Source organism: Bifidobacterium sp. LH_426 (assembly GCF_056356875.1).
The window spans coordinates 33,678-51,470 of sequence record NZ_JBKEVB010000013.1 but is presented as its reverse complement, the minus strand read 5'-3'; the positions used below and the strand labels follow the sequence as shown (position 1 = coordinate 51,470).

Below are 17,793 nucleotides of genomic sequence, written 5' to 3'. Positions count from 1 at the left end.
GTCGGCGAATGACCGAGTAATGGAATCTGTGTGCGCTCACATCGTCCAAGGGCGGCATGCGAGGTCAACCGACGTCATCGCGATGCGCTCGGAAAGTCGGGGGAAAGGTGACGATTTCGGCGGAATTCCAGCCATAATCCGGCGGAAAACCGGGCTTCCGATGGCACATCTCATAATCCGGCCGGGATATGGTCGCCCCCATGTTGACCGCATACTCTATTACCACGAACACGGCGCAAACACAAGACCTAGCGCCGAGAAATTTAGGAGGAATCCCCATGGGAACGACACTGGCCGAGAAGGTCTGGGCCGATCATCTGGTACGGAAGGGCAGCGACGGAGCGCCCGACCTGCTGTACATCGACCTGATGCTCATGCATGAAGTCACGAGCCCCCAGGCGTTCGAGGGCCTGCGACTGGCCGGCCGCAAGCCCCGCCACGTCGATCAGCTCATCGCCACCGAGGACCACAACACGCCCACGGTGGACATCGACCGTCCGAACCCGGACAAGACGAGCGCCCTCCAGCTGAGCACGTTGGAGAAGAACTGCAAGGAGTTCGGCGTGCGCCTGCATGCGCTCGGCGACGCCGACCAGGGCATCGTGCACGCGTTCGCCCCGATCCTCGGCCTCACCCAGCCGGGCATGACCATCGTGTGCGGCGACTCGCACACCTCCACGCACGGCGCGTTCGGCGCGCTCGCGTTCGGCATCGGCACCTCCGAGGTCGAACACGTGATGGCCACGCAGACCCTGTCCCTGAAGCCGTTCAAGACAATGGCGGTCAACGTGAATGGCAAGCTGCCGGCGGACGCCACCGCGAAGGACATCATCCTCGCGATCATCGCGAAGATCGGCACCGGCGGCGGCCAGGGCCACGTCATCGAATACCGCGGCGAGGCGATCCGCAACCTCACGATGGACGAGCGCATGACCGTGTGCAACATGTCCATCGAGGCGGGCGCGCGCGCCGGCATGATCGCGCCGGACGAGACCACGTTCGAATACCTGAAGGGCCGTCCGCACGCGCCGGAAGGTGAGATGTGGGACAAGGCCGTCGCGTACTGGAAGACGCTGAAGACCGATGACGACGCCGTCTTCGACAAGGAGGTGGACATCGACGCGTCCACGCTCGGACCCTACGTGACGTGGGGCACCAACCCGGGCCAGGGCCTGCCGATCACTGCGAACGTGCCGGTCCCGGCGGACATCGCCGACGCGACCAAGCGTTCCGCCGCCGAGCGCGCCATCGCGTACATGGGCCTGAAGCCGGGCATGCCGATCAAGGACATCGCCGTCGACACCGTGTTCATCGGCTCCTGCACGAACGGCCGCATCGACGACCTGCGTCAGGCCGCCGCGATCATGAAGGGCCATCACAAGGCGAAGAACATCCACCGCGTGCTCGTCGTGCCCGCCTCCTCGCGCGTGCGCCTGCAGGCGGAGAAGGAAGGACTCGACAAGGTGTTCGAGGACTTCGGCGCGGAATGGCGCAACGCCGGCTGCTCGATGTGCCTCGGCATGAACCCGGACAAGATGGTGCCGGGCGAACGCTCGATTTCCACGTCGAACCGCAACTTCGAAGGCCGTCAGGGCAAGGGGTCGCGCACGCACCTCGCGTCGCCCGCCGTCGCCGCCGCCACCGCGATCCGCGGCACGATCTCCAGCCCCGCCGATTTGTAATCCGTTTATCTCGGCCCCCTCTGACGAGGGGGCTCCCGGCGCAGCCGGGTGGGGGAGAGACCCCGAAAGGACAATCATGGAAAAACTCACCACGTTGACCGGCGTGGGCGTGCCGCTGCGCCGCTCCAACGTCGATACCGACCAGATCATCCCCGCCGTGTTCCTGAAGCGCGTCACCAAGACCGGCTTCGATGACGCGCTCTTCTACGCGTGGCGCCGCGACCCCGAGTTCGTGCTCAACAAGCCCGAATACGCGAAGGGCCAGATTCTCGTCGCCGGCCCCGAGTTCGGCATCGGCTCCTCCCGCGAGCATGCGGTGTGGGCGCTGCACGACTACGGCTTCCGCGTCGTCATCGCGCCGAGCTTCGCCGACATCTTCTACGGCAACACGGCGAAGAACGGCGTGCTCGCGGCGATCATGCCGCAGGAGAGCGTCGAACTGCTGTGGAAGCTCCTCGAAGAGGAGCCGGGCCGTGCGATGACCGTCTCGCTCGAGGACCGCACCGTGACCTGCGGCGACGTGACCCTGCCGTTCGAGGTGAACGACTACACGCGTTGGCGTCTGATGAACGGCTACGACGACATCGACCTGACGCTCCAGCACGAGGACGACATCGCCGCCTACGAGAAGATGCGCGCCGAGAAGTTCCCGTTCAAGCCGAAGACGATTCCCGCCAAGCACCTCCCCGAAGAGGAGATCAAGCCCGCCCGCGAGCTCGAATATCAATGGGATGGTCCGCTCGCTGATCGCGGCATCATCTGATATTCCCTTTTGCCTCCCTCTGATGAGGGAGGTGGCCGCCGGAGGCGGTCGGAGGGAGAGACCACAGCGGCCGCAGGCCGCGGGAGGAACGGAATCGGCTTCCAGTCGATGTGTGTTCCTTTCCGCAGCCTGCGGCCGCTTGTCTTTACCCCCTCAGTCGCGCTTCGCGCGCCAGCTCCCCCTGAAAGGGGGCGCAAGGAAAGGCTGGTGCGGCGGTTGCTTTCCAGCCTGCTTTGATTTTCGACTATCTCTCCCCCAGTCGGCCTACGGCCGACAGCCCCCTCGTCAGAGGGGGCCAAAGGGGTGGCAGTATGCGCCCCCTTTAGGGGGAGCTGGCCGGCCGGAGGCCGGACTGAGGGGGTTCGTTGCGGCACCCCCAAAATTCCGATCGCACACTCGCGGCCCCTCACCGGAGCATCTGTTCCGCCTATCGGGACGGCGTCCTATACTTGGCCCCGTATACGAAGGGGTGCTCATGACGTCGTTTGGTCGGGCACTTCGCGAATGAAGGTATGGAGAAGGAAGATGTCGAAGAACATCATGACGCGAGTGGGGATGGGAGTCGTCGGCGTACTTGCCAGTGCGGCGATGCTCTTCTGCGTCCTGCCCGCCCAGGCGGCCACCGGCTGGAGTGCGCTGTCCACCACGGAGAAGAAGTCGTCCTACGGCTACTTCGTCTGGAAGTCCGAGAACGCAACGGATGCCAATGAGAAGGCCACCGCTGCGGATGCGGCTAACATCCTGAGGAACTCCGCGTTGCCGACCACGAAGAACATCGGTGGCAATGGCGATGCGACCAGCCTTGAAAACATGCAGAATGCTCTCGACCAGATTAAGAGCATCAACGCATATCGTCTGACGTTGGTCAATGAGCCCTGCCGCACGGATTTGGCTTCCGGCAAGGGACGTGTCTGTGATGACGCGAGCAGGAAGCTGACCCCGTACAAGGTCTCGGACATCCTCATGGCAGTGGGCCAATCGAACGCGAATTTTTCTTCCACGAAGGCTGATCATGCTGCCAACAACGGACAGAATTACCACAGCAACTATCGGTTCGCCGAGGCGGAGAACGCCGCGTGGCCGACTGCTTTGTTCGAGAATGGGAGTTCCTCCGCTGCTCAGATGTGGTATGGCGAAAAGGCCAATTACGACAACAATCCGGTTTATTCCTCCAATACAGGCCACTACATCAATCTGACGAATAAGTATTCGTACAACAACAGCCCGATGTCATATCTCGAATACGACATCACTGGTTTGGGCGTCAATTCGACGTCTCCTGCTCCGTATAAGTCCTACGGCAACAAGACGGTCGTACAGGATTATGTGGCATCCAGCTGGGGATACAAAGGCTATGTCGAGGATGTTGATTCCTACGCCAACGATTTCAACGCCTACGTCGCCAAGGTGAACGAGCTGGGCAAGAAGTACACCGTCACGTTCAACACGAACGGCGGTTCCACTGTCGCCACGCAGACCGTGGACTCCGGTAGCGTTGCGACCGCGCCGACCGCACCGACCAAGGCCGGGTACACGTTCGGCGGTTGGTACACTGACGCGCAGTTCACGAAGCCGTACAACTTCTCCACGCCCGTCACCGGCAACATCACCCTGTATGCGAAGTGGAATGCGATCACCATCACTTCACTCGATGACGCCGAAGTCGTCTCCACGCCCGCGGGTGTGGCCCCGACCCTGCCTGAGCAGGTGACCGCCCACTACAGCGACGGTTCCGAGCAGCAAGTCAATGTCACGTGGGAGTCCATCGCTCCGAGTAAGTACGCCACGGCGGGCAAGAGCTTCATCGTGAATGGCACCGTCAGCGGCACCACCATCAAGGCCAAGGTCACGGTGAACGTGACCAACGCCGTGCCGACTGGTGCCGTCGCCGCGCAGGCTTCCGTCTCCACGATCGCCACGCACGCGCCCGATCTGAGCCAGGTCAAGGCGACCGTCACCTATTCTGACGGCACCACACAGCAGGCCGACGTCATGTGGGATTCCATCGACCAGAGCAAGTACGCCACCGAGAACGCCGACGGCTTCGACGTGAACGGCACGGTCACCGTGGGTGACAAGACCTTCACCGTCACCGTGAAGGTGATCGTCACCGCGCGCACCATCACCTCCGTCACCGCGCCGGACGACCAGACCGTCGAATCCGGCACCGAACCCACATACCCGGACACCGTCGCCGTCACGTACAACGACGGCGAAACCGGCACCGCGAACGTCACGTGGACGAAGCTCACCAAGGATCAGTACGGCAAGCGCGCCGGCGGCGAGTTCACTGTGAAGGGCACTGTCGACGGATACGCCGATGGCGTCTCCTTCAAGGTGACCGTCAACCCTGCCACCGTGAAGTCCGTCGTGGCCTCCGCCGCGACCGCGCAGACCGTCGTCGGCGAAACGCCCGACCTGAGCGGCATCAAGGCGACTGTCACCTACTCCAACGGCGATACCGAGACCAAGGACATCACGTGGGAGAAGACCACCGCCGACCAGTTCAAGACGGAAGGCGCCACCGTGCCGGTCAAGGGCACCGTGATTGTCAACGGCAAGACCTATGAGTTCACCGTCAACGTGACCGTGGTCGCCGCCACCGTCGAATCCGTCACCGGCCCGTCCGCCAACCCGTTCGTGACCGTCGACTCCGGCACCAAGCCCGACCTCTCGAACGCGCAGGCCACCGTCGCGTGGTCGAACGGCACCACGACGCAGGAACCGGTGACGTGGGACGAACCGGACAAGGCCGACTACACCAACCGTAAGGGCGGCACGTTCACCGTCAACGGCACCGTCACCATCGCCGGCACGGACTACAAGGTGAAGGTCACCTACAAGGTCAACCCGGCCACCGCGCAGAAGGCCGAGCCGACTGACGGCACCACCACGATTACCGTGCCGTCCGGCACCGACCCGACCAGCAAGCTGCCGAAGACCGCGACCGTCACCTGGTCCAACGGCGACACGACCACAAACCCGATCACGTGGCACAAGACCTACGCGAAGGCCGACTACTCGAAGCGTGAAGGCAACACGTTCACCGTGAACGGCACCGTCGACCCGACCGTCGAATCCGCCGCCGCGGCCGACTCCTCCAAGGTCATCGTCGCGAAGGCCGTGGAAGCCGCCACGCTGCCCGTCGCCGTCACGGTCAAGGTCACGCCGGCCACTATCACCAAGGTCGCCGACATCCCCGCCGTGACCACCGAGGCGAAGGTCGCGCCGCAGCTGCAGACCAGCGTCAAGACCGACTGGAGCAACGGCGAGACCGGCGTCGACACGCCGATCACGTGGGACGCCATCGACGCGTCCCAGTACGCGAAGCGCGGCGAGTTCATCGTGAACGGCAAGGCGACCGACGCCGTGACCGGTGCGACCGCCGACGTGAGGGTCACCGTCAAGGTCACCGCCAAGGCCGAATCCGCCGCCAAGCTCGCCGGCGTGACTGTCGACTCCGGCACCGACCCGTCCGACAAGCTGCCGAAGACCGTCGAGGTCACCTACACGGACGGCGCGACGGAAGACGCCGTGATCACGTGGAACACCAAGTCCTACACGAAGGCCGACTACTCGAAGCGTGAAGGCAACACCTTCGTCGTCAAGGGCAAGGCCGCCGGGCTTGACGTGACCGTCACCGTGAAGGTGAACCCGGCCACCGTGAAGTCCGTCGACACCACGGCCGTGACCGTCGGCACCAAGGTCGGCGTGCAGCCCGACCTGCCGAAGACCACCACCGTCACCTGGACGAACGGGGACGTCGAAACCGTCGCCATCACGTGGCCGGAGATTCCCGCGGACAAGCTCGACCAGGCCGGCTCGTTCGAGATCGAAGGCACCGTCACCGCTGGCGGCAAGGACTACACGATCAAGGCGACCGTCACCGTGACGGAGAACACCGTCACCTCCGTCGAGCGTGACGTGAAGGTCTCCACCACCGAAGGCACGGCGCCCGCCCTGCCGAAGACGGTGAAGGCCCACTGGTCCGACGGCTCCACGACCGATGCCGCCGTGGTCTGGGACACCGTGCCCGCCGCCAAGTACGCGAAGACCGGCACGTTCCAGGTGAAGGGCGTCGCCACGGTGAACGGCACCGATTACGAGGTGACCGCCACCGTGACCGTCATTCCCGGCACGCTGAAGCCGTCCGCGAGCCAGAACGCGAACACGGACGCCAACACGCTGACGACCACCGGCTCCAACATCGCGATCATCGTGATCGTGATCGTGCTGCTGGTCATCGCCGCCGTCGCCCTGTTCTTCCTCACCAAGCGCAAGAAGTGACAGGTTCCCGCGGGGAATCGTGAGAACGATTCGATTCCGCGACCACGGCTGACGGCGATCGGCGGTTGATGCCGCCGACGAATCGGCCCCATAGTGGCCTCCTTCCCTTCCCGGGAAGGAGGCCACTATGCGTTTCACCGAAGCGAATTGATGTTTCTTGGTTACAAGGGGTACTTCATGGCCGGTCCGACGGTGTAACCGGCTTACGAGGGGTGCCTGACCGGCGATAATCGCCCCCATGAGCGCCGTAAAACGGCGGCAGACGGCCGTACAACGATCCTGTGGTACCCCTCGTAACGAAGATGGGTGACCGCTATCTCAGACATGTACCCCTCGCAGCCGAGAAACCCCTCCCATAAGGAATCCCGCGGCGCATCACCGCCCCGTGAACCATGCTTCGAGCGCGTCCGCGTCAGCACGCCGCAGGAAACGGAACCGGATTTCGGACATGCCGTTCATCACGAACAGGCGCATGCGCAGACTCTCCACGCCGCGTGCGTCGCGCCACGGCGTGGTTGTGCGCGTCACCGACTGCACGCGCGCCCGTCGCGTCATCATCGCGAACAACCCCCACCGCGTCGCTCCCGTCACCAGAATCCGGTGCGGCAAGGGAGCCGGGGCCTTGGCGCTGGGGCCATCCGGTACGGCGGTATCCGGCGAACGGCTCGGGCGATCCCATGCCGGTGGCTCCGGGCCATCCGGAAGCATCGCATACCCTTCAGCCCTCGCCTGCAGCCATCGGCAGGCCGTCCACCACAATCCCGCCGCAAACGGCACGGCCACCACCCACCATGGCCACGAGTGGGTCGCCGGGCCGCCCATGCCGACGAGCAGCGTGGCGGCGGCGGTCGCGGCGAGCGGCATCGTCACGTAATACCGTGCGAGGCCGCGGCCCGTGCGATGGGTCGGCGCCGTCGCGGCGAACATGCCTGGAACATCCCATTCGGGCAGCATCGCGCGCAACGTCGCGGCCACGCGGCGGGCGCCGATGACCGGCAGCACGACCGCGGCTGACGCGACGTCGTCGCCGCCCGCCGCCGCGGACAGGCCGAGCCGCGCCGAACACAGACCGAACATGCGGCGCGGCAACGACTGCGATACGACGATCGTCTGCACGCGGGCCGTCGGAATCGTCGTCGCACGGCGTGTGAACAGGCCACGTTCGACGATCAGATCGTCCCCGCGCCGCCACACCTCGAACCCGTGGAAATGCAGCAGGGAGATCGCGATACTGACGAGCATCAGCAGAATGACGCACGCCAGGATGAGCAGCGTGATCGCCGCGGCACCCTGCGAGGCGTAGTCGCCGATCGACCGTTCCGCAGTGCGCGTGAGCGTGTGGGGCAGCACATCCTGCACGTTTTGGATGAACCCGAATACGACGAACGCGGCCGCGACGATGCGCGGATCGGTGACGGCGAACAGGAGGATGTCGCGCGTCGACGCACGGAATACGGGGATGGGGGAGGGGCAGGAGGTGACGATGCCGGCGCGCGGGGCGGTAAGGTCGGTGGCGGTGCCGGTTGCAGCATCGGCGGCGGTTGTGGCGCCCCCATCCGTGGTGACTCCGGACGAGGAATCGGAGGCGGCCTGCGGTGTCGAGGTGCCGGATCGTGCCGCGCCGGCCGCTTCGGCGCGTCGACGCTCCAACTCGCCCTGCAACGCCGACGGAACCGCGCTCAGGTCGATGTCGGCGTCGTCGCCGATCGGGGAGACCGTCAGACGGATCACGCCGAACGGGCGCAGATACCACGGGCTCGCGCTGTTGATCGCATGGATTGAGCCATAGGCGATGGCGCGGCGTTTGCGGAACAGCACGCCGGAACGGTATTCGAGCATCGTGGCGGACAGACGGTAGCGGGTCGACAGCCACGCGCAGACCGGGCCGACCGCCACGTAGGCGACGATCGCCGCGGCCGCCAGCCACAGCCACCATTCGTGGCGCATCAGCGAGATACGGATGATCACGACGAACGAGAGCAGCAACGAGACCGTGCCCTTCGCATTCGACGCCACGCGCACGATCAGCGCCGCCGGGTGGAGACGACGCCACGTCACGGGCCACGTCACGGGCCGCATCACAGGTCCTCCCGTGCATCGGCCACGCGGGCCGCGATCGTCGCGACCATGCGCTCGGCCTCCGCGGTGTCCAACGCGGCGATTTCGGTCGTGTCAGCCGCCGTATGCACGACCACCGTGGTCAGTCCGAACCGGCGCTGCACCGGATTCTGCTTCGTATCCACATGCTGCACGCGGTTGTACGGGGTGGTCGTGGATCTGCGCCACAGCCAGCCGGTGCGTGTGGCGAGGTCGCGCTCGCCGATGCGGAATCGGGTGAACGCGTACCGGTACCTCGTCTGCAACGGCTGGGTCGCGAGGTCGCCGACCGCGTAGATCGCGGCGAGTGCGGCGACCAGCTGCGTCCAGAACCCCCACCAATCGTGGGATATGCAGACCGCCGTGAACACGCCGCACGCCGCCAGCCAGACCGCGCATTGGATCGCCTCGTTGATGAGCCACACCGTCCGCACCCGCTCCGGCAGCGGCCGCCATGCGGTATCGGTGGCGTTGCCGTTGCCGTTGTTGCCGTTTCCCGTGTTGCCGTCGTCACCTTCCCCAAGTTCGTTCATGCATCCCACTGTATCGAATCGAGGCATGTATGCCGATTATGGGCCGATCTCCTGTGGACGCATGTTGACCGTCGCCCTGCGCGGGTGGACGGCCGGCGCGGAATGCGGTTGAGTGGAGGGCAGTGAATGAAAGGAGACCATGATGAGCGTGGATGAGGACAGGCCGGTGCCGGAGCCGCCGCTGCGGGAGGAGCCTCCGCTGGGGGTGGAGCCTCCGCTGTGGGTGCCGTGGTACGGCATCGGATTCAGGCGTGCGGTCGGGCGGTTCTTCCGCAAGATGAAGGTACTCGACGGCCGAGCCTCGCGCAGCGAATACTGGTGGGCCGTGCTGTTCTGCACGATTGTGGCCGCCATCGTGGTCGTCGCGGCGATGGGGATCGGCACCGCGGCCGGCGTCAGCGACGTGGCGGGCGGAACCGACGGTGAATCACCGCTGGACGCCGTCGCGGACAACGCGGCGACCGTCGTCCAGCTGCTGCTGTTCATCCCAATCATCACACTGTCCGTCCGACGACTGCACGACGCGAACCGGAGCGGTCGGTGGCTGCTTCTGCCGATCCTGCTGCAGCTCGGCTCGCTGCTGCCGGTCTTCGTGCTCGCCGTCGTGTACGGCTACGACGGCATGGGGAACAGCGCCGCGGCACCGGCGACCATTGTGGGAATGTTGCTTGCCTTCGCCTGCTACACGATGGGATCGCTGGCATGGGTGATTCTCATGGTGCTGCCGAGCGATCCGCGCGGCATGCGGTTCGACAAGCCGGATGGCATGGCTGCGGCCGGTATGGTCCGTGCGGTTCGCGCGGAGACCGCACGATGAACGACGGTCGATTCGGTCTCTCCGAGACCCGCGCCGCGTTGGAACAGGTGCGCGGCTGGTGGTGTGAACCGCATTTCTTGGAGAAGGATGCGGGAATCGGCCTCGCCGTGATGGTGGCCGGGCTGATCGTCGCGCCTCCGTCATCGCCCGGGCGGATGCTGCTGACGCTGGGCTGGATAGCCGTCATCGCCCTGCTGCCGTTCCGGCCGCGCGAAGTGTGCCTGGTCGCGCCCGTGCTGCTGCTGACGATGGGATTTCTGCCTGATGGCTGGTGGGCGAGCGGCGGATTCGCCGTCGTCACCCTGTTCCTTGCCATCGGCTACGCGCTGCCTAACCGGATGATGCTCGCCGTGCTGGTCGGCTACGCGGCGGTGGACGCCGTCTGCTTCGCGCTGTTCGGCACGCGGTCGATGGGCAGTGGCGTGGTCGCAGGCATGATCGCCGGGTTCGGCGACGTCGGCTTCGGCGTGATGGCCTCCGACGTTCCGGCCGCATCGGTGCCGGGATACACGGCGATCGCGGGCGTCGCGACCGGCGTGTTCGACATCATGGGCTTCGGATTCCTCATCATGTTCGGTGCCGCGTTCCGCCACGCGTCCGTCGCCGGTGAGCGGGCGGCGCGCGTCGAACGGCTGCTCGGCCGCGTCACGCGAGAACAGGCGCTCGCGCACATGATCCACGACGCCGTCGCCAACGACATGTCCACCATCGCGATGCTCGCATGGCGCGCCAAAGCGACGGACGACGATGCGGCCATGCTCGACGCGATCTACGCGCGCTCGCACCACGCGCTCGCCCGCGTGCACGACGTCATCGACGTGCTCAACGGCAAACGCGACCTCGCCGGCCTCGAATCGGAAGTCGCGGCCGAGAGCGCGGAGGGCGGCGGGGTGACGGGCGGTACACCGCCGTTCGACGTCGAACTGGAGAAATACCTCGAAGACCAGGACCGCACGATGACGATGCTGGGATTCGTCGGAACCAGTCGGATCGATGTGACGGGCGGCGGGGACGCCGCGGCAGGGGACGCAGGCGGCGGCGCGCGCGTGCCGAAACCGGTGCAGCGTGTCGTGATGGAACTCGTCGAGGAGATCTACGCGAACATCGTGCGGCATTGCGCGATACCGGATGACGCGACGACGCCCGCGTACAGCCTGTTCATCGGCATCGACGATTCCGGCATCCGCATCAGCGAGGTCAACGCGCTCGCCGGCGACGCGTCGACGCTGATGCACGGACGCAGGCACGGCGGCGGACTGGCGATGCACCGCGCGGCGGTCGAGGCGCTGGGCGGCACGCTCGCCGCGAGCGCGCAGGACGGCGCGTGGACGATCGGCGCGGAGATCCCGCTGCGGCCGGTTCCCGCGGAAACCGGATCAGCGCGCGAGGAACAGGGCGATGGCGTGCGCCAATGAATTGGCGTGCAGCTTGTCGACCGCACGATGGGCGTGCGTGCGCACCGTCGACGCGGCGACGCCCCATCGTGCGGCGATCTGGTCGTAACTCAGGCCGCATGACAGCAGGCGCAGCGTCTCGGATTCCTTGGGGCCGAGTCTCGGGGCGTCGGATGACGGGGAATCCGGGTGTGTGCCGTTCGGGGGTGTGCCGGTCAGCAACCGATGGGCCTCGTCGACGGTGCGGAACACGGGGACGTCCGGCGTGGTCGCGCCGGCCCGGGGCCTGCGGTCAGGTGGGGTGAACGTACCGCCCGATGCGACGACGCGCAACGCGCGGGCCAATTGCGGGACATCCGCCTTGGAGACGATGCCCTGCGCGCCGGCCTCGGCCGCACGTGCGGCATAGTCGGCGGTCGAGAAGGCGGTGATGCCCAGCAGCGCCACGCGGGCATCCCGTTGGCGGATCCTGCGGCATACGCTGATGCCGGTCGCATCACCCAGCGACATGTCCACGAGCAGCAACCGGGGGCGGGTCTCGGGGTCGAGCGCGAGGCGCACCGCTTCGTCGGCGGAACCGACGCCCCACAGCCATCGCGATTCAGGCAGCAGCTGCGGCAGGATGCCCCGCAGCGCGAGCAATGCCATGCGGTCGTTGTCCACCGCCGCGACCAGTACCTGCGGCATCCCCTGAGATTCCATGGCCGTCATCATAACGCGGTCAGGCGTTGCGCGGAATCGATACGGCGGACTTCTGTGGACATCTGTGGACGTGGTCATGTTACGTTCAGGAACGGGGCATAGGTTGGGCGGCATGAATACGAATGAAGAACATCCGCAGGGGGATGCGAATCCGCAGATGCGGCAATCCGAGCAAAAACAACGGGAACAATGGGACGCGACGCAGCAGTCGCAGTATGGGAGCCAGGCGCAGGCGGGTGAGTCGGTACAGCCGGGGAATTCGGGGTGGCCGGGCGGGCCGGTGTCATCGGGTGAGCCGGTGCGGCCGTCGGCATCAGCGGGTGACAGGGGCGAATTCGTAGGGGCTCCGGGCGAACCTGCATGGTCTGGGGGCGAACCTGTAGGGTTTTCGGATGGACGTGTAGGGTCCGAGGGCCAACCTGTAGGTTTGGGGGCCGAACGTGTAGGTGCTGCGGGCCAACCTGTACGGGGTGGCCGAGTAGAAGCTCCCGCCGAGCCGTTTGCCAGCTCGGGGAATCCGCGGAATACCGCGGTTCCCGAAAACCCGGTGATGACGCGGAGCGCCGGTCTTCAGCAGGGGACTGCACAGGTTGCGATGGGAAGCCTGCACGTTGCCGGCGAAACTCCGCACATTGCGCCGGAAACCATGCAGGTTGGTGCCGAAACCATGCAGGTTGGAGCCTATCCGCAGGCCGTTCCCCAGTCTTCGGCCTACCCGCAGCCGCCGGTGTGGCAGCCGGCCCAGTCTCAGGCACAGCCCATGCCGCAGTACGCGCAGTATCCGCAATACGCCACTCCGACTCCCCAGCCTGCGGCGGTTTCACAGCCCGTGGCTGCTCCTCAGGCCGCGTCGGCCCCGCAGACTGTTCCGTATGCTCAGCCAGCCCAGTCCGTGCCATATTCCCAGCAGGCGGCGCCTGTCGCCCAATATCCATCGCAGGCCGCCCAATACCAATATGCGCCGCGCCACGATCACTACGCGTCGCAGTCTGCACAGTACCCGCCGCAATCGGCTCCGTACCCGCCTCAACCTCAACCCCAGTCCTACCCGCAACCCCAGTTCCAGCCCCAGCCGATGTGGCCCACCTACTACGCGCAACCGGTGCCGATGGCGGTGCCGACGTTCGCGGCCATCGACCCGCGCGCATGGTGGCGCACCTGGCGACGCAAGGTCGTCAACCGCGCGATGGGTCTGACCTTGGCCTATCAGGGCGTGATGACGGGCGTGAGCATCGTCGCCGGCATCGTCTTCGGCGCTATCTTCGCCGCGACGAACCGAAGCGGCGGCTCGTCGGCCTACGACAGCGCGCTCAACCGATGGACCGGCGTCCTGAGTCTCATCGCCGTGTTCGCCGCGGTCGGATTCCTGATGTTCATGCGCTGCCGCGACATCTTCACCCGCGAATTCTGGCTCGGCGGCCCGCATCGCGAGACCTACGGCGAGACGAACCAGCTCGGCACGGTCAGCCAGTACGGCGGCCGGCGCATGACCCCGCTCGCGTGCCTCGCGATCATCGTGGTCGCTCTGGGCGTGCAGGGCGTGATCGTCCTCATCCAGCTCGCGTTCTCGATGCTCGGCGCCGATCTGGCCTCGCCCACGTCGGACAGCATCAACGAATCGGCCATCACCGTGAGCATGTGGCTGTACATCGGCCTGGTCGGCCCGATCTGCGAGGAGATGATGTTCCGCGGCGTGCTGATGAAGGAGCTGAAGCCGCTCGGCCGGAACTTCGCGATCCTCACGTCGGCGCTCGCGTTCGGCCTGTTCCATGACGACGTGGTGCAGGGCTTCTTCGCGTTCCTGTTCGGTCTGGTGCTCGGCTATGTCGCGATGGAGTATTCGCTGGTCTGGGCGATCGCGTTGCACATCTTCAACAACGCGATCCTGTCCGGCGTGATCGACGGTCTCGCCAGCCATTTCCTCGGCGACATGGGGTATGGCATCTTCACGCTCGCGTTGGCGCTGGCCGGCGTGATCGGCACGATCCTCGTGTTCGCGCTGTACGGTCGGCGGCTCGGCTGGTTCGTGCGCGCCAATCGCAGCGGCCAGGACACGTATGCCGGGTGGACGTCGTGGGCGTTCATCGTGTTCGTGTCGCTGAACGCGCTGTTCGCCATCGTCTCGTTCGTCTCGGCGATGGTCGGTTGAGCGGAACGGCGCCGCGCCGGCGCGCGGCTTACGTTCCGCTCCGTCGCGTGCGGTCCGTTCCGTGGGTGGTCCGGTTCGCTCCGGTTTTCGCGCGGTTCGCTCCCGGGCATGCACGGTTCGCTCCGTGATTCGCGTCGGTTTTCCGTGGAGAACCGTGGAGTGATCCGTGACGATCGTGGCGCGATCCGTGATAAGCGGGGATCGATCCGTGACCGATGAGGATTGCACGACGAGCGACGCGCCCTTGAAGGCGCGTCGTTTGTGTATGACGATGCCTATGCTGGATAATGGACAGATAGGCGAGCACATCCGCCGGTTTTCGGCGATTTCCGCTCAACGTCGCGCATATGCGCACATCGTCATCTGCGCACAGCATCCGCACATAGTCGAGGAGAATCGAGAACACCATGAGCCAGGGCCTCCAGCAGTCCGAACCGTTCTACGACGTGAACCGTACCTATGAGGACAACTACGAGCAGGGCCCGTTCGGCGCGTTCGCCGAGGCGTTGCATCGGGATGCCGAGGCCGGCGAGACCCCCTCAGACCGCTCCGCGGCCAGCTCCCCCTTGGAGGGGGAGCAAGTCAATGGCGTTTGCTCCCCCACGCATGTGGGGGAGCTGTCGGCGAAGCCGACTGAGGGGGAGACGGCCATCACTGAGGCCGGCTCCGCCCCTGCCGACTCGTTCCTCGGCGTGCCGGTGAACCTCGCGTTCGGCATCCCCGCCGGCCCGCTGCTCAACAGCCGCTTCACGACGGCCGCGTTCCGCATGGGCTTCGACCTGGCCACCTACAAGACCGTGCGTTCGCGCGCGTGGGGCTGCAACCCGTTCCCGAACGTGCTCGCCGTACACCCGAAGTCGGCGGACGGCAGCCTCACCCCCGGCAGCCCGGAACTCGACGAGGGCGTGCTCGCCGACACGAACTATGAGCGCCCGATCTCCATCTCCAACAGCTTCGGCGTGCCCTCGCAGGACCCGGACCTGTGGCAGCCGGACATGTTCCGCGCGATCGCGGCGGCCGGCCCCGGCCAGCTGCTCGTCCCCGGATTCCAGGGCTCCCGCGTGGAGGGCATGACCGAGGAGGAGTACATCGCCGACCATGCGACCACCGCCCGCCTCGTCAAGGAGACCGGGGCGAAGGTCATGGTGATGAACACGAGCTGCCCGAACGAGGGCCACAACGTGCTCCTGTGCCATAATCCGCTGCTCGTCGGCCGCATCGCCGAGGCGGTGAAGAACGAGATCGGCGACACGCCGCTCATGGTGAAGCTCGCCTACATCCCCGACGACGCGGCGCTCGAGCTCATGGTGCGATCGACCGTGGGCCGCGGCACCGTGCAGGGATTCAGCACGATCAACACGATCTCCGCGCGTCTCGTCGACGCGGAGGGACGTCAGGCCCTGCCGGGCAAGGGCCGCGACCGTTCCGGCGTGTGCGGCCACGCGATCCGCGGCGCGGGCCTCGACATGGTCGCGCGCCTCGCCGCGATCCGCGAGAAGAGCGGTCTCGATTTCGCGATCAACGGCGTCGGCGGCGTCGTGACGCCGGATGATTTCGCCGCGTACAAGCGCGCCGGCGCGGACAGCGTGATGTCCGCCACCGGCGCGATGTGGGACGCCGACCTCGCCCACAAGATCAAGGCGACCCTGTAGGTCGGCTTGAGAGGATCGGACCCTCTGACGAGGGGGTTCCCGGCGGAGCCGGGTGGGGGAGAGATACCGCGAACGTGATGTTCCGGCTATCTCTCCCTCCGACCGCCTTCGGTGGCCACCTCCCTCGTCAGAGGGAGGCAATGGGGAGTCCGTCAGGCTTCGGTGACGCGGCCTCCTTCGTCGGAGGGAGACGATGGGTTGCGTCCGTCAGGCTTCGGCGGCGGCCTTCATGGCGACGGCGCCGACGTAGTAGACAGGCTTGTCGAAGTTCGGCTGGAACAGGAAGTCCACGTTCGCGAGCTGGTCGATGGTGAACTTCGCCTGAATCGCCATCGAGATCACGTTCGCGGCACCGGAGATGTCCGCCTTCGAGCAGAACTGGCCGCCCTTGACCTCACGCGTCTCCGGATCCCACGTGAGAATCGACGTGACGGGCGTGGTGGTGAGCATGAAGTCGGGGCGGTAGTCCTCGGTCAGTTCGGTTTCGCGCACGGTGAGCCCGCGGCGTTCCGCGCCGGTTGCGGTCAGGCCGGACGCGGCGAGCGACAGGTCGTACAGCTGCACGGCGCTCGTCGCCTGCGTGCCGAGGTACTTGACGGTCGGCTCCGCGATGTTGCGGCCGACGAGCAGGCCCTGGCGCACCGCGTTCGTGGCGAGCGGGATGTAGTCGTGCTTGCCGGTCGGGTTGTAGAAGACGGTCGCCGAGTCGCCGCACGCGTACACGTCGGGCACGGAGGCGCGCATATAGTCGTCGACGATAATCGCGCCGTTCGGCAGCATGTCGACCTGTCCCTTGAGAAGGTCTGTGTTCGGCAGGAAGCCGACCGCGAGGATCGCCATCTCGGCCGTGTACTCGCCCTTCTCGGTGACGACGGTGACGGTGTCGTCGTCGTTGTCGCGGAAGGCGGTCACCTTCTGTCCGAGCGCGAGCGTGACGCCGTGCTCCTCGAACGCGGCGGCCACCTGGTCGGTGATCTTCTTGTCGAAGTTGTTGGCGAGCGGGCGGTCGAGTCCGTCGACGAGCGTGGTCTTCACGCCGGTGAGCGAGAACTGCTCGGCGATCTCCGCGCCGATGTAGCCGGAGCCGATCACGACCGCCGACTTCGCCTCCTTCGCCTTCTCCTTGATGGCGATGGCGTGGTCCCAGTTCTTGCACAGCAGCACGTGCGGGCTGTCGATGCCGGGAATCGGCGGCACGACCGGGCGCGAGCCGGTGGTGACGACGAGCTTGTCGAAGTGGAGCGTCTGCTCCTCGCCGGCCGCGTCGCCCACGCCCACGCCGATCGCGTCGACCGGACGGTAGGTGAGCGTCTTGGCGGCGACGTCGATGGACGTCACGTCGGTGCGCATGTGCATGGTCGCGCCCGCCTCGGCCAGCGCCTCGGGCGACGAGTAGAACATCTTCTTCGGGTCGGACACGTGGTCGCCGACCCACAGCGCGATGCCGCACGAGAGGAACGACAGCGTGCCGTTGCGTTCGAACACGTGGACGGTCCAATCGGGATGCTCGGCGAGGATCGACGTGGCGGCGAAGGTGCCGGCGTGCGTGCATCCGACGATGGCGACGGTGGTCATGGATTATGCTCCTTTGCGTAGTGGTGCGGGTGGTGCGTTCCGGCAGTCTTCGATCGCCTGCCATCCGTGAACGTTCACCTCTGTTGCCCACCATAGCAAAGCGACGACGGCGGATCCGTCGGGCGCGCGGCGATCGCCGACG

11 protein-coding genes are annotated in these 17,793 nt (G+C 66.0%); 7 read left to right on the top strand and 4 right to left on the bottom strand.

Features of this window, described 5'->3' with window-relative positions:
* The first annotated feature begins 278 nt into the window (after positions 1 to 278).
* The 3 genes from leuC (at position 279) to AC1AYD_RS10475 (ending at position 6,732) form a co-directional block, all read left to right on the top strand.
* Complete coding sequence (gene leuC, locus AC1AYD_RS10485) at positions 279 to 1,682, top strand: 3-isopropylmalate dehydratase large subunit (RefSeq protein ID WP_476532370.1); 1,404 nt, start codon at positions 279 to 281, stop codon at positions 1,680 to 1,682.
* 76 nt (positions 1,683 to 1,758) lie between these two features.
* Positions 1,759 to 2,445 carry a 3-isopropylmalate dehydratase small subunit gene (gene leuD, locus AC1AYD_RS10480; protein WP_476545152.1) on the top strand — a complete coding sequence of 229 codons (687 nt, stop codon included), beginning with the start codon at positions 1,759 to 1,761 and terminating at the stop codon, positions 2,443 to 2,445.
* 525 nt (positions 2,446 to 2,970) lie between these two features.
* Entirely contained in the window at positions 2,971 to 6,732 is a 3,762-nt protein-coding gene (locus AC1AYD_RS10475; protein WP_476545150.1) for an Ig-like domain-containing protein, read from the top strand.
* A gap of 375 nt (positions 6,733 to 7,107) precedes the next feature.
* Here AC1AYD_RS10475 and AC1AYD_RS10470 read toward each other — a convergent pair whose 3' ends face one another.
* Both AC1AYD_RS10470 and AC1AYD_RS10465 read right to left on the bottom strand, forming a co-directional pair.
* Entirely contained in the window at positions 7,108 to 8,802 is a 1,695-nt protein-coding gene (locus AC1AYD_RS10470) for a PH domain-containing protein (RefSeq protein WP_476545148.1), read from the bottom strand.
* A gap of 8 nt (positions 8,803 to 8,810) precedes the next feature.
* On the bottom strand, positions 8,811 to 9,362 hold the full coding sequence (locus AC1AYD_RS10465; RefSeq protein WP_476545146.1) for a PH domain-containing protein: 552 nt from the start codon (positions 9,360 to 9,362) through the stop codon (positions 8,811 to 8,813).
* A gap of 139 nt (positions 9,363 to 9,501) precedes the next feature.
* Between AC1AYD_RS10465 and AC1AYD_RS10460 the strand changes: the two genes are divergently transcribed.
* Entirely contained in the window at positions 9,502 to 10,179 is a 678-nt protein-coding gene (locus AC1AYD_RS10460; RefSeq protein WP_476545144.1) for a DUF805 domain-containing protein, read from the top strand.
* A complete protein-coding gene (locus AC1AYD_RS10455) occupies positions 10,176 to 11,594 on the top strand; it encodes a sensor histidine kinase (protein ID WP_476502931.1) in 1,419 nt (472 codons plus the stop codon). Before AC1AYD_RS10460 ends, AC1AYD_RS10455 begins: the two co-directional genes overlap by 4 nt.
* Here AC1AYD_RS10455 and AC1AYD_RS10450 read toward each other — a convergent pair.
* Entirely contained in the window at positions 11,556 to 12,275 is a 720-nt protein-coding gene (locus AC1AYD_RS10450; RefSeq protein WP_476545143.1) for a response regulator transcription factor, read from the bottom strand. The genes AC1AYD_RS10455 and AC1AYD_RS10450 overlap by 39 nt on opposite strands.
* 1,075 nt (positions 12,276 to 13,350) lie before the next feature.
* On the opposite strand from AC1AYD_RS10450, the gene AC1AYD_RS10445 reads away from it, so the two are divergent.
* Together AC1AYD_RS10445 and AC1AYD_RS10440 are read left to right on the top strand one after the other, a co-directional pair.
* Positions 13,351 to 14,424 (top strand): lysostaphin resistance A-like protein, encoded by a 1,074-nt coding sequence (locus AC1AYD_RS10445; RefSeq protein ID WP_476545141.1) that lies wholly within the window; start codon positions 13,351 to 13,353, stop codon positions 14,422 to 14,424.
* A 407-nt stretch (positions 14,425 to 14,831) separates the two neighbouring features.
* Positions 14,832 to 16,076: a diguanylate cyclase gene (locus AC1AYD_RS10440; RefSeq protein ID WP_476502928.1), complete on the top strand. Its 1,245-nt coding sequence runs from the start codon at positions 14,832 to 14,834 to the stop codon at positions 16,074 to 16,076.
* 207 nt (positions 16,077 to 16,283) lie between these two features.
* Here AC1AYD_RS10440 and AC1AYD_RS10435 read toward each other — a convergent pair whose 3' ends face one another.
* Positions 16,284 to 17,651 carry an NAD(P)/FAD-dependent oxidoreductase gene (locus AC1AYD_RS10435; RefSeq protein ID WP_476502927.1) on the bottom strand — a complete coding sequence of 456 codons (1,368 nt, stop codon included), beginning with the start codon at positions 17,649 to 17,651 and terminating at the stop codon, positions 16,284 to 16,286.
* Positions 17,652 to 17,793: the final 142 nt, after the last annotated feature.

Bases quoted from the DNA above. Each gene is read 5' to 3' on its own strand.
- leuC (WP_476532370.1), top strand. From the start codon at position 279: ATGGGAACGACACTGGCCGAGAAGGTCTGGGCCGATCATCTGGTACGG.
- leuD (WP_476545152.1), top strand. From the start codon at position 1,759: ATGGAAAAACTCACCACGTTGACCGGCGTGGGCGTGCCGCTGCGCCGC.
- AC1AYD_RS10475 (WP_476545150.1), top strand. From the start codon at position 2,971: ATGTCGAAGAACATCATGACGCGAGTGGGGATGGGAGTCGTCGGCGTA.
- AC1AYD_RS10465 (WP_476545146.1), bottom strand. From the start codon at position 9,362: ATGAACGAACTTGGGGAAGGTGACGACGGCAACACGGGAAACGGCAAC.
- AC1AYD_RS10460 (WP_476545144.1), top strand. From the start codon at position 9,502: ATGATGAGCGTGGATGAGGACAGGCCGGTGCCGGAGCCGCCGCTGCGG.
- AC1AYD_RS10455 (WP_476502931.1), top strand. From the start codon at position 10,176: ATGAACGACGGTCGATTCGGTCTCTCCGAGACCCGCGCCGCGTTGGAA.
- AC1AYD_RS10450 (WP_476545143.1), bottom strand. From the start codon at position 12,275: ATGGAATCTCAGGGGATGCCGCAGGTACTGGTCGCGGCGGTGGACAAC.
- AC1AYD_RS10445 (WP_476545141.1), top strand. From the start codon at position 13,351: ATGTGGCCCACCTACTACGCGCAACCGGTGCCGATGGCGGTGCCGACG.
- AC1AYD_RS10440 (WP_476502928.1), top strand. From the start codon at position 14,832: ATGAGCCAGGGCCTCCAGCAGTCCGAACCGTTCTACGACGTGAACCGT.
- AC1AYD_RS10435 (WP_476502927.1), bottom strand. From the start codon at position 17,651: ATGACCACCGTCGCCATCGTCGGATGCACGCACGCCGGCACCTTCGCC.